The organism is Oryzicola mucosus (genome assembly GCF_014534685.1).
GTDB lineage: Bacteria > Pseudomonadota > Alphaproteobacteria > Rhizobiales > Rhizobiaceae > Oryzicola > Oryzicola mucosus.
In genome coordinates this window covers 153469-165229 of sequence record NZ_JACVVX010000002.1, presented here as the reverse complement: position 1 = coordinate 165229, position 11761 = coordinate 153469, and the positions used below count along the sequence as shown (strand labels likewise).

General features: G+C 62.0%; 15 protein-coding genes. 10 read left to right on the top strand and 5 right to left on the bottom strand.

The window, feature by feature from the left end; translation table 11 throughout:
- The first annotated feature begins 115 nt into the window (after nucleotides 1-115).
- From ICI42_RS23930 to ICI42_RS07210, 7 genes are all read left to right on the top strand, one after another.
- Nucleotides 116-238: a hypothetical protein gene (locus tag ICI42_RS23930; RefSeq protein WP_269140758.1), complete on the top strand. Its 123-nt coding sequence runs from the start codon at nucleotides 116-118 to the stop codon at nucleotides 236-238.
- A gap of 292 nt (nucleotides 239-530) precedes the next feature.
- Complete coding sequence (locus ICI42_RS07235; RefSeq protein ID WP_188163890.1) at nucleotides 531-1724, top strand: amidase; 1194 nt, start codon at nucleotides 531-533, stop codon at nucleotides 1722-1724.
- A gap of 5 nt (nucleotides 1725-1729) precedes the next feature.
- Entirely contained in the window at nucleotides 1730-2623 is an 894-nt protein-coding gene (locus tag ICI42_RS07230) for a LysR family transcriptional regulator (protein ID WP_188163889.1), read from the top strand.
- 84 nt (nucleotides 2624-2707) lie between these two features.
- A complete protein-coding gene (locus tag ICI42_RS07225) occupies nucleotides 2708-3376 on the top strand; it encodes a DUF1007 family protein (RefSeq protein WP_188164448.1) in 669 nt (222 codons plus the stop codon).
- Nucleotides 3377-3380: 4 nt separating this feature from the next.
- Nucleotides 3381-4427 (top strand): nickel/cobalt transporter, encoded by a 1047-nt coding sequence (locus tag ICI42_RS07220; RefSeq protein WP_188163888.1) that lies wholly within the window; start codon nucleotides 3381-3383, stop codon nucleotides 4425-4427.
- 89 nt (nucleotides 4428-4516) lie between these two features.
- Nucleotides 4517-4765 (top strand): type II toxin-antitoxin system Phd/YefM family antitoxin, encoded by a 249-nt coding sequence (locus ICI42_RS07215; protein WP_188163887.1) that lies wholly within the window; start codon nucleotides 4517-4519, stop codon nucleotides 4763-4765.
- A complete protein-coding gene (locus ICI42_RS07210; protein WP_188163886.1) occupies nucleotides 4755-5036 on the top strand; it encodes a type II toxin-antitoxin system RelE family toxin in 282 nt (93 codons plus the stop codon). Before ICI42_RS07215 ends, ICI42_RS07210 begins: the two co-directional genes overlap by 11 nt.
- Nucleotides 5037-5060: 24 nt before the next feature.
- Here ICI42_RS07210 and ICI42_RS07205 read toward each other — a convergent pair whose 3' ends face one another.
- The gene (locus ICI42_RS07205; RefSeq protein ID WP_188163885.1) at nucleotides 5061-5270 is read right to left on the bottom strand and encodes a hypothetical protein; all 210 of its coding nucleotides are present in this window, start codon (nucleotides 5268-5270) and stop codon (nucleotides 5061-5063) included.
- Nucleotides 5271-5334: 64 nt separating this feature from the next.
- Nucleotides 5335-6021 (bottom strand): GNAT family N-acetyltransferase, encoded by a 687-nt coding sequence (locus ICI42_RS07200; protein ID WP_188163884.1) that lies wholly within the window; start codon nucleotides 6019-6021, stop codon nucleotides 5335-5337.
- A gap of 83 nt (nucleotides 6022-6104) precedes the next feature.
- Between ICI42_RS07200 and ICI42_RS07195 the strand changes: the two genes are divergently transcribed.
- Nucleotides 6105-7298 carry a pyridoxal phosphate-dependent aminotransferase gene (locus tag ICI42_RS07195; protein ID WP_188163883.1) on the top strand — a complete coding sequence of 398 codons (1194 nt, stop codon included), beginning with the start codon at nucleotides 6105-6107 and terminating at the stop codon, nucleotides 7296-7298.
- Nucleotides 7299-7305: 7 nt separating this feature from the next.
- Here ICI42_RS07195 and ICI42_RS07190 read toward each other — a convergent pair whose 3' ends face one another.
- From ICI42_RS07190 to trhO, 3 genes are all read right to left on the bottom strand, one after another.
- The gene (locus tag ICI42_RS07190) at nucleotides 7306-8061 is read right to left on the bottom strand and encodes an SDR family oxidoreductase (RefSeq protein ID WP_188163882.1); all 756 of its coding nucleotides are present in this window, start codon (nucleotides 8059-8061) and stop codon (nucleotides 7306-7308) included.
- Nucleotides 8062-8261: 200 nt separating this feature from the next.
- Nucleotides 8262-8999 (bottom strand): tellurite resistance TerB family protein, encoded by a 738-nt coding sequence (locus tag ICI42_RS07185; protein WP_188163881.1) that lies wholly within the window; start codon nucleotides 8997-8999, stop codon nucleotides 8262-8264.
- Between the two features lie 82 nt (nucleotides 9000-9081).
- On the bottom strand, nucleotides 9082-10005 hold the full coding sequence (trhO, locus tag ICI42_RS07180; RefSeq protein ID WP_188163880.1) for an oxygen-dependent tRNA uridine(34) hydroxylase TrhO: 924 nt from the start codon (nucleotides 10003-10005) through the stop codon (nucleotides 9082-9084).
- Nucleotides 10006-10178: 173 nt separating this feature from the next.
- On the opposite strand from trhO, the gene ICI42_RS07175 reads away from it, so the two are divergent.
- Both ICI42_RS07175 and ICI42_RS07170 read left to right on the top strand, forming a co-directional pair.
- The gene (locus ICI42_RS07175; protein WP_188163879.1) at nucleotides 10179-10883 is read left to right on the top strand and encodes an N-acetylmuramidase family protein; all 705 of its coding nucleotides are present in this window, start codon (nucleotides 10179-10181) and stop codon (nucleotides 10881-10883) included.
- 81 nt (nucleotides 10884-10964) lie between these two features.
- Nucleotides 10965-11606 carry a 2-dehydro-3-deoxy-phosphogluconate aldolase gene (locus tag ICI42_RS07170; protein ID WP_188163878.1) on the top strand — a complete coding sequence of 214 codons (642 nt, stop codon included), beginning with the start codon at nucleotides 10965-10967 and terminating at the stop codon, nucleotides 11604-11606.
- Nucleotides 11607-11761 lie beyond the last annotated feature (155 nt).

Here is an 11761-nt window from a genome sequence, read left to right as displayed (position 1 = left end):
CGCTTTTTCAGCGTATACAAAAGGCTGCGGTCAGCGGGCGTCAGCCTCGCGAACACGCTGTGGACAAAGGCGCAACCGCATATTCATGAAACCAGCCGGTGGAGACCCCGGATCCATGAACGCGCTCTGCGCGGCGATGAACTCTCAGCCTGCCCGGCTGAAAATCCGCTTTGTCTGCCTTGGCTTGGAAATGGGAGACCCGTTCCGCACTGCCGGCAATGAAGGTGTGCCTCTTTAGTAACCCCGGCATTTGGACAACCGGAAGAGAACCAGAAAGGCCCGCACCGTCGTTGCTTCAAGGTGTCCTCGGGTCGGTGGTTGGCCACTGAACCGACTGGAGGGGTTAGCTCCAGTTACCTTACCGATTTCCTCGCCATTCGAGGGATCGGCGGACACCCACAGGCACGTGCGACTTTGGGCAAGCGCGGATATAGGCGCGTCGCCTGTCACAATCAAATAAAAATTCGGCCTCGCTTGAAAAAAATCGAATGGTGAACGACGGTGTGCGCATTGTGCATCAAGGGCGAACGATGACTGCCGATACAGATTCCCTCAACGCCTTTGTCCAGACCGGACAAACCGCTGTTTTTGCTGAGAAAAATGGACCTTTGTCGGGGCTTCGCCTTGCCGTGAAGGACATCTATGCCGTTGCGGGCATGAGGACCGGCTGCGGCAACCCCGACAGGTTGGCTGAGGCAAGTCCCGAGGAAAGGACCGCTCCGGCGGTGCAGACGATGCTCGACGCGGGCGCGCGATTCGTCGGCAAGACCCAAACCGACGAACTCGCCTTCTCCCTGATGGGCCAGAATGCGCACTACCCCTTCCCAATCAATCCAAAGGCACCCGAACGCGTGACCGGCGGATCGTCCTCCGGTTCCGCAGCCGCAGTTGCCGGCGGGCTGGCCGATATCGCCATCGGCTCCGACACGGGCGGCTCGATCCGCGCACCGGCAAGCTTCTGCGGCTTGATCGGATTGCGCACCACGCAAGGTCGCATTTCTCTGGAGGGCGCCATGAAGCTGGCGCCCAGCCTCGACACATTCGGATGGTTCGCCCGCGACATCGATATCTATGACAAGGTAGCCCGACTTCTGCTGGACGACGAGAAAGCTCCGGCTCTGACACGCAGTGTCAGCATCGGCTGGGTCGACGGCCTGCTGCCTGGAGACGCCGAACGCACCGAATATCGGCGTATGGGCGGCATCGTGGCCTCGGTGCTTGGAGGGTCGAAGGCAGCGAAGGAGTTCAGCGCCGAACCGGATCGGCTCTACTGGGCGTTTCGCAAGATCCAGGCGTTCGAGGCCTGGGCCGAGCATGGCGGCTGGATTTCCGCAGGCGACCGGGCTCTCGGTCCCGGCGTTGGCGACCGCTTCCAGTTTGGGGCCACGGTCTCCCGCGATGACTACGAGACGGAAAAAGCCCTGCGCGCGGCCTTCCGCGAGGAGATGGCAGCGCTGCTCGGATCGGACTGCGTCGTCGTCATGCCGACTGTGCCGAGCGCTGCTCCGTCGATCGGCCTGCCCCAGGACGAGCTTCAGGCCTATCGAGAGCGCGCGCTGCACATGCTGTGCCTCTCAGGCCTGTCCGGCTTTCCGCAGATCACGCTGCCGCTCGGCACCGTCCATGGTGCGCCCTTCGGCATCTCGCTGCTCGGTCCTGCCGGAAGCGATCTGGCGCTGATCGATCTCGGAAGACGCATTCTCGGCGCCGCGGCCAAGGAGTAACCGAAATGGACACCCTAACCCGCATGCGCGCTTTCATCGACGTGGTCGAGGCGGAAGGCTTTTCCGCCGCCGCCCGCAAGATCGGCCGCTCCAAGGCGCTGTTGTCGAAATATGTCCGCGAGTTGGAAGACGAACTCGGCGCGTTGCTGCTCAACCGCACGACCCGCCAGTTCTCGCTCACCGAGGCGGGACACACCTATTATCGCCGCGCGACCGAGATCGTGCGTGAAATCGACAGCCTCGCGGACACCGTGCGCGATTCGTCCGGCGACGTACGCGGCCGCATCAAGCTCTCCGCCCCCCGCACCTTTGCCGATGCGCCGATCGGCCAATCGCTGATCGATTTCGCCAAGGCCTATCCCGACATCGTGCTGGAAATCCATCTCGACGACCGCTTCGCCGATCTCGTCGAAGAAGGCTTCGACATGGCGATCCGCATCTCCCGGCTCGACAACTCGTCCTTGATTGCACGCCGGCTTTCGCCCTTTTCCATCAAGCTCTGCGGCTCACCCGACTTGATCGAGAAATATGGCAAGCCGGAGCGGCCGCAGGATTTGAGCAACAAGCCCTGTATCATCGACACCAACGGCCGCTGGCTGTCCAACTGGCCGTTCAAGGGCGACAATGGCGATCCGATGAGCGTCTCGGTATCGGGGCCGCTGGAGGTCAACAGCCCCATCGCTGCGCGCAATGGCGCGGTCGCCGGCCTCGGCTTCGCTGTTCTGCCAGACTTCATCGCCGCTCCCGATCTGGAGGCCGGCAGGCTGATCAGTCTTTTGGAAGACCGCACGCTCAGCGGCGGCGGCATTTTCGCCGTTTACCCGCATCGCCGCTATCTTCCGGCCAAGGTGCGCGTCTTCGTCGACTATCTCGTACAATGGTTCAAGGACAAGGAGTAAACGGAGTTATTGCAGACGGTCCCATTTCTGCCCGGTTTCTGGTAATTGTCGGCAATGACCGATTTGCCCGGACCGTCCCTGCCCATGATCCTTCGCGCCCGCTCGACCTTCCTGGCTTCAGTGGCCACGGCATTGCTGCTTTCCACCGTTCCCGCGCAGGTGCATCCGCATGTCTTTGCCGAAGCGCGGCTCGACATCGTGCTCAATGCCGACGGAAAGACGGTGAAATCGCTGCGCCACCTCTGGCGGTTCGACGACCTGTTTTCCAGCACCGTGCTGATGGAATTCGACAAGAACAGCGACCTGAAGCTGGACGACGCTGAACTTCAGGAAGTGTCGCAGACGGTTTTCGACTCCATCGGCGAGTTCAACTATTTCCAGATCGTGACCGAGGGCGGCAAGGACGTGGCCATGAAGCCGCCGGCACAGCTCATGGCCAATTATGACAAGGATCAACTGATTATCCTGTTCGAGTCCGAGCCGAAGGATCCGCTCAAGCTCACCGACAAAGTGACCTTCGGCGTCTACGATCCAACCTTCTACACGGCCATCGAATTCCTTGAGGACGACAACATGAAGGTGGACAGCCTGCCGGCGGCCTGCAGCCAGGCGGTGGTGCGTCCAGATCCCGACGAGGCCATTGCGCAGAACCAAAGCTCGCTGACCGACGCGTTTTTCAACGACCCCGCCGGAACCGACATGAGCAAGATATTTGCGACGAGACTGGAAGTGACTTGCAAGGCCGAGGGCTGATACGGTGAACACCAAGAAGACGACAATCCGGGCGATCTTCGCCCTGATCGCCGTCAGCTACGTGCTGACGCATTTTCTCGGCCATGCGCATGCGCAGAGCTCGCTCGGCATCGGCACCAATGAGGCGACCGTTCCCTCGACCGGGCTTTTCGCAGGCTGGCTGAACTGGATCAATGTCCAGCAACAGCAATTCTACCGCGAACTGACCGGCGCCTTGAAGGCGATGCGCGACGACAGCGGCAAGCTTTGGCTGCTGGTCGGCCTGTCCTTCACCTATGGCGTGTTCCACGCCGCAGGTCCCGGCCATGGCAAGGCGGTGATCTCGTCCTACATGCTGGCCAACGAGGTCGCCCTTCGGCGGGGCATCCTGCTGTCCTTCATTTCCGCGCTGCTGCAAGGTCTGGTCGCAATCGTTCTGATGGCGGTCGTCTATCTCGCCTTGCGCGGCACATCGATCTCGATGACCAATGCCACATGGTTCCTGGAGACGGTGAGCTACGCGCTGATCGCCGCCTTTGGCGCCTGGCTGCTGTGGGGCAAGGCGGCACCGCGCCTCAAGGGTCTGTTCGGCCGGGCGCCCGCCTACAGCCTGTCCGCAGCCCATGTCCATACGGCATCCTGCAACCACGGCCTTCTGTTCGAAGAGCCGCAGGAGAGAAGCGGCAGCACCTTCGTCTGCGCCAGCTGCGGCCATTCCCATGCGCCGGATCCCGCTCTCCTGTCGGGCGAGCAGTTCGACTGGAAATCGGCGTGGTCAGCCATCGTCGCGGTTGGGCTTCGGCCCTGCAGCGGCGCGCTGATCGTGCTCAGCTTCTCGTTTCTCAACGGGCTTTGGCTGGGCGGCTTTCTCTCCGTCCTCGCCATGTCCATCGGCACTGCGATCACCGTGTCGATCCTGGCGATCATGGCGGTCGCCGCCAAGAACTGGGCGGTGGCCTTTGCCGGCGACGGCCGCGCCGGCAACCGCATTCATGCCGCCATTGAAATCGGCGGGGCCGCTCTGGTGATGCTGCTTGGGCTGACGCTGCTGGCGGCAAGCCTGCAGGCGTAAGCACCACCTTCCGCCCGTGCCATCCAACTGGAAATGACCACTTAAGCGTGCTATGTAAGGCACCGTTGTTGATGCTCAGGAGTGGTCTTATGGCACATATTGTTTTGGCAGAGATGACGGCCAGCGTTTCCGAGCTGAAGAAGAACCCGATGGGGACGGTGGCGGCTGGCGAGGGCGCGGCTGTGGCAATCCTCAATCGCAACGAACCGGCCTTCTATTGCGTTCCCGCTCGGACCTATGAAGCGATGCTGGAACGGTTGGAAGATATCGAACTCAACGCCATCGCGGATTCGAGAGCTGGCGAGCCTGTTCTGAAAGTCACGCTGGATGACCTATGAGCTCGGCTTTCTCGACGCAGCTCTGAAGGAATGGCGCAAGCTCGACAGCAACACCCGCGAACAATTCAAAAAGAAGCTCGCCGAACGCTGCGAGAATCCACGAGTACCCTCAGCCAAGCTGTCCGGCAGTACCGACCGGTACAAGATCAAGCTGAGAGGCCCAGGCTATCGCCTTGTCTATGAGGTTCGGGACAGCGAAATTCTTGTTCTCGTGATTGCCGTCGGCAAGAGAGAACGCGGCGAGGCCCATAAAACAGCGGAACGACGGTGACGATCACGCATTCGCAGGCTGGCCTCAGTGACCGTTCTTGGTGCGTTGGCTGCGGCCACGCAGCCAGAAGACGCCGAAGAAGGCGATGACGAACAGCACGGCGACGCCGCCGGCCGCGATGGTGGAGACATTGCCGACCGCAAGCATAATGCTTGGTAGATAGTAGGCCAGGACACCGAAAATGATGAGGAACCATGCTGCGGCCACAGCCGCGCGTCGCGTATCCCGGTCCATCAGCGCGTCACCGGTTTGAAAATCATCGCCACTGCACTGTCCTTTCGCCGCACGAGGGAGCGGTTCAGCCACCGAACTCTGCGCGGAAATCCTCAAGGCGCCGCTTCTGGCGGTCCTCATCGTCGAAATTCGCCGGATCGAGCCAGGCCTCATAGGCTTGTTTCAGCGCCGGCCATTCCTTGTCGATGATCGAATACCACGCCGTGTCGCGGTTTTCACCCTTCACGATCATATGCTGACGGAAAACGCCTTCGAAGCTGAAGCCGAAGCGTTCCGCCGCACGCTTCGAGGGCTCGTTGCGGTTGTTGCATTTCCATTCATAGCGGCGGTAGCCGAGATCGTCGAAGACATAGCGCGCAAACAGGAACTGCGCCTCGGTGGCCGCCGGCTTCCGCGCCACGATGCTGCCCCACAGGATGTTGCCGATCTCGATGACGCCATAGGTCTGGTCGATCCGCATCAGCGTCTGGCGGCCGGCGATCGTGCCGCTCGCCTTGTCGATGACAGCGAAAAACAGCGGGTCTTCGCTGGCCGCAACCTTGTCCAGCCAGGGCTGGAACGCCTCGCGGCTTTCCGGCGGGGTCTCGAACAGCCAGCGGAAGCGGCTATCCGCATCTGAGGCGGTGGCAGCGGCATAGAGCCCGTCGCCGTGGAGCGTCGCATCCAGCGGTTCGAGCCTGACATAGCGGCCCTCCAGCACTGTGCGGGCCGGGCGTGGACGCGGTGTCCAGTTCGCAATATTCTCCGTCATGCCAGGGCTCCATTCCATTGACTTAGACGGCTAGCACCGTCCACAAACCGCGTCGAGGAAACAGAACCAGAGAGAACCGACCGATGCTCCACACCATCGCCGCCTTCGATCGTCTTGGCGAGGAAAATGCCTTCGCCGTTCTGGCGCGGGCCACCGCGCTTGCCCAGCAAGGCCGCGACATCATCAATCTCGGCATCGGCCAGCCGGATTTCAAAACGCCGAACCATATCGTCGAGGCTGCCATCAAGGCACTGCGCGACGGTCATCATGGCTACACCCCGGCGAACGGTCTTCTGGCCACACGCGAGGCCGTTGTCCGCCGTACGCTGACGACAACGGGAATCGAAGTCTCGGCCGACGATGTGATGATCATGCCCGGCGGCAAGCCGACCATGTTCGCCGCGATCCTGATGTTCGGCGAACCCGGCGCCGATATCCTTTACCCGGATCCCGGCTTTCCGATCTATCGCTCGATGATCGAATATACGGGCGCTAGACCCGTCCCGGTGCCGATGCGCGAGGAAAACGGCTTTGCTTTTTCGGCTGAGGAAACGCTGTCGCTAATCACGCCGCAGACCCGGCTCCTGATCCTCAACTCGCCAGCCAACCCCACCGGCGGAGTGACGCCGCGCGCCGAGATCGAAAAGCTGGTGAAGGGGCTCGAGGCACATCCGCATGTCGCTGTTTTGTCGGACGAGATCTATGACGTCATGACCTATGACGGCGAACGGCACTGCTCGCTGCTCCAGTTTCCCGAAATTCGCGACCGGCTGATCGTCCTCAACGGCTGGTCGAAGACCTGGGCCATGACCGGCTGGCGCATGGGTTGGTCGATCTGGCCGAACAAGGCCGAAACCGGCAATCTCGGCGACAAGGTGCGCAAGCTTGCGGTGAATTGCTGGTCCTGCGTCAACGCCCCGAGCCAGTTCGCCGGCATTGCCGCGATCGACGGCCCGCAGGACGAGGTCGAGGCCATGATGAAAGCCTTCGACAGACGCCGGAAGCTCGTCGTCGAGGGGATGAATGGCCTGCCCGGTATCTCGTGCATCACCCCGAAAGGTGCTTTCTACGCCTTTCCAAACATCGCCGAGACCGGCTGGAAGGCAAAGAAACTGGCGTCCGCACTGTTGGACGAGGCCGGCGTCGCGCTGATCGGCGGTCCCGACTTCGGCATTCTCGGCGAAGGCTATATCCGCCTCTCCTACGCCAACTCGGAAGAGAACATCCTGCGCGCGCTGGAAAGGATCGAAGCCTTTCTTGAGAAACAGCGCGCCTGACGGCCGATTAGCCCCGGCCGACGAATGGCATTTTCGTCGCCATGACGTTCATGAACAGGACATTGGTGTCGAGCGGCAGGCCTGCCATGTAGACAACCGCCTCGGCGACCCGCTCGACATCGATCAGCGGTTCGACCGCGATGCTGCCATTGGCCTGGGGAACGCCGGTGGCCATCTTCGAGGCCAGTTCCGTCATCGCATTGCCGATATCGATCTGGCCGCAGGCGATGTCGAACTGTCGACCGTCCAGCGCCAGAGACTTGGTGAGGCCGGTAATGGCGTGCTTGGTCGTGGTGTAGGGCACCGAGCCGGGACGCGGCGCATGCGCCGAAATCGAGCCGTTGTTGATGATCCGGCCGCCCATCGGCTGTTGCCGGCGCATGGCGCCGAAGGCGGCGCGGGCGCAGAGGAAAGATCCCGTCAGATTGGCAGCCAGCACATCGTCCCAGATGTCGACGGGGATTTCGTCGATGAGGGCCGTCTGGTAGCCCCTGCCCGCATTGTTGAAAAGCAGGTCGACTCGGCCGAACAACTTCGACACGTCGGCGAACATCGCCTCGACCTGATCGGCCTTGCCGACATCGCAGGCAATGGCAACGGCCTTGGCTTTCGCAGGTCCCGCATCGGCGACAGCCATGTCCAGCACATGCTTTCTGCGTCCGCAGAACACCGTATTCCAGCCGGCATGCAGCAAGGCAATGGCGACGGCCTTGCCGATACCGCTGCCTGCCCCGGTGACGATGGCTGTCTTGTTGATGGTCACGATGCAATCTCCCGCGATTCAGGCTCAGCCACCCTTACAGGGTGGCGGCAGGCTTTGACCAGCCGATCACACAAAATGGGCGGTCATTTGCGACCGCCCAATGTCGAACCTGCTTGGGAGGGGAGCCGATCCGATTGAGAAAATGATGCGCCCGTTAGGTTAACGAAATCCTAACACGCGACCGGAGCGGTTTTCTGGGGTCACCAAGGCGAATTGGCAGGAACCGCGGCCTTTGCCGTCGATACGGTGGCGTCGACGTGATCGACCAGCGCATCGGGCAGTTGCAGGCGGCCCGCAAGCAAATCGAGATATCCGCGCTCGGCGCGGGTGTCGCTGTCGATCGCCAGCCGCGAAGCGGTGTAGAGCTCGATCTTCTGCTCCTCGGTCCTGGCAGCAGCCACCAGCGCGTCGACATCAACCGGCGCCTCGAGCTCCTTGATCAGGAACTGTTCGGCCTCAGCGCCCATGCCCAGCAAGCCGAGGCGTTCGGCGATCTTCTTGCGTTCCTCGTCGTCGATATGCCCATCGGCCTTGGCCGCGGCGATCATCGCCCGCACGATGGTCAGCGAGAACTCGGCCTCGCCCTGTGGCGCCTGCTGCGGATGGAAACCGTTATCGGAAGGCGGCGGCAGCAGTTCGGGCTCTTTGGCGACCTGCTCGGGCGCATTGGCGTCCTGCGGAGACTTGCCCGCCTGGTAATTCTGATAGGCCTTGTAGGCGAGACCGGCAATCGCCGCGAGACCGCCCATCTTGACGGCGGTTCCGGTCATCTTCCGGCCGGTACCGGTGCCCAGAAGGACGGCTGCGAGAGCGCCTGCCGCCATAGGATTGTCCTTGGCCATCTGCACCGCGCCGCTTGCCTTGTCGCGCACCGTAGCCTGGGTTCCGGGAACCTTTGCGCCAAGCAGATCGTCAAGCAGTTTCTTGGGGTCGAACATCAGCGTCTCCAGCCTAGAAAGTTGGTGTCTGGGTGAGGTAGGGCGCTGAAGGCGACAATACAATGATGTCGGGCAGATGAGTTCAGGTGCCGATGTGAGGCTTGGCGCCGCGCGCTTCGGCGAGTTCGACCTGGCGCTGGCGTTCGGCATAACGGGCGCGATCCTCGTCGGTTCGGGCATCGAAGCAATGCGGGCACGATATGCCGGGCTCGAATTTCGGCGACAGCTTTTCCGCCGGGACCAGCGGATGCCGGCAGGCGCGGCACAGTTCCGCCTCGCCCTCGACCAGACCGTGGGCGACCGAAACGCGCTCATCGAAGACGAAGCATTCGCCCTGCCACAGGCTTTCCTCCGCAGGCACCTCCTCAAGATATTTCAGGATGCCGCCCTTGAGGTGGAAAACCTCGTCAATGCCGAGCGACCGCACATAGGCCGTTGCCTTTTCGCAGCGGATGCCGCCGGTGCAGAACATCGCCACCTTGCGGCCTTCGAGCTCCTCGCGGTGCTGTTCGACCCAGGCGGGGAAATCCCGAAAGCTCTTCGTCTGCGGATCGAGCGCGTTGCGGAAGGTGCCGATGGACACCTCATAGTCGTTGCGGGTGTCGATGACGACGGTTTCGGGGTCGGCTATCAAAGCGTTCCAGTCGCCGGGGTCGACATAGGCGCCCTTGCCTTCGAGAGGATCGAGACCCTCGACCCCCATGGTGACGATCTCGCGCTTGAGCCTCACCTTCATCCGGTGAAACGGCATCTCCTCGGCGGAACTGAACTTCAGTTCCAGACCCGAGAATTCTGGCTGGGCTTGGAGGAAATCGATCAATTCGGCGATGGCCGCCTCGCTGCCCGCAACCGTGCCATTGATGCCCTCGCGCGCCAGAAGCAGCGTACCCTTAATGCCGCGCGAACAGCACAATTCGGCAAGCGGTGTCTTCAGCGCCTCGAAGCGGTCGAGACGGCAGAACTTGTAAAGCGCGGCAACGCGGAATGACGGAGTTGGCGGGTTCATGCGCCAACGCCCTATCCCCTCGCGATGATAGTTTCAAGAGAGGCTGATTGGGTGAGCAATTCCAACGACTTGGCCCTATGCCCGGTCAGACTTGCAGGGCCTTTGCGAAAGAGTTTCATCAACACTGTCCGGTTCGGTGCGAAAATCCTGTTCACGCAACGGGAGCAACACGCATGTTTACGCAGGAACTGATCCAGGAATTGAGCCAGATCGCCAAGGACAACGGGCTGGAGGCGGCAGCGCTGCTGGCCGTCATCGCGGTGGAAAGCGCAGGCAGGCTGTTCGCCATCGTCGAGGGCCGCAACGAACCCTTGATCCGCTTCGAAGGCCATTATTTCGACAGGCGGCTTTCTGACGCCAACCGTGAAAAAGCGCGCAAGGCGGGGCTGTCTTCCCCCAGGGCCGGCGGCGTCGCAAATCCGCGCACGCAAGCGGCGCGCTGGCGCCTGCTGCGCGCCGCCGCAGCCATCGACCGCAAGGCGGCATATGAATCCACCTCATGGGGGATTGGGCAGGTCATGGGTGCGCATTGGTCGTGGCTTGGCTACGACAGCATCGACGCCTTTATGGCGGAAGCACGCAGCGGCGCAGCAGGACAAGCGCGGCTGATGATCCGCTTCATCAAGAAAAACGGGCTGGACGCAGCACTGCGCAGACATGATTGGGAGGCCTTTGCGCGCAGCTACAACGGGCCGGGCTACAAAGCGAACGGCTATCACACCAAGATGGCCGCCGCCTATAAGAGCTACAGCGCGCTCAAAATGCCGGCCTCCCCGGCTATCGAAGGGCTGCCCATCCCGACCCGACAGGTCACCACAAAGCACGGAGCACAGGCCCTGTTCTCCTGGCTGCGCGGCGTCTTCAAAGCCCGCGCATGACAGGCCCCGCAGCGTGGACTTGGAGCGGAGCCTCTGTTAAATCGGTTAGATAGTGTTGACACAAGACGACCCGGAAACGCCATGACCAGCAAGACCGAACGACTGCTTTCCCTTCTCGACGGCCAGCCCGTCATCCCGGTGCTGAAGATCGACCGCGCCGCAGACGCCGTGCCGCTGGCGCGCGCACTGGCCAAGGGCGGGCTGAGAGCCATCGAGATCACGCTGCGGACGCCAGAGGCGCTGGAAGCGATTCGCCGTGCTGCCGGAGAGGTGGAAGAGGCTATCGTCGGCGCAGGCACCATTCTCGACCCGCGCCATTTCGAGGAGGCCGTGGCTGCCGGATCGAAATTCATCGTCAGCCCCGGAGTTACCCAGAACCTCTTGAGCGCGGCAGCCGCAAGCGAAGTGCCGCTGCTGCCCGGCGCGATCACGCCCGGCGAGATCATGGCCGCACGTGACGCCGGTCTGGATTTCCTGAAATTTTTCCCCGCTGAACAAGCCGGCGGCGTGGCTTTCCTCAAGGCGCTGTCCTCGCCGATCCAGGACGTCAAATTCTGCCCAACCGGCGGCGTAAGCGCCAAGAACGCCAAAGACTACCTCAGCCTTCCCAATGTGATCTGCGTCGGCGGATCGTGGGTCGCACCCGACGACCTGGTCAAGGCCGGAAACTGGGACGCCATCGAAGCCCTGGCGCGCGAAGCCAGCGGCTTGCGCAAGGCCTGACTGCTAGAGCATCTGCCCGAAAATCGGAATCGATTTCGGAAGCACGATGCGTAGTCAAAAACCTAGAGCGTCCTTTGTGCGTCCGAATGGGCGCACGGCGCTCTAAGCAGCCCTGGCGGTAAAACTCGACAACAAAAAACCGGCGGGAAAATCAA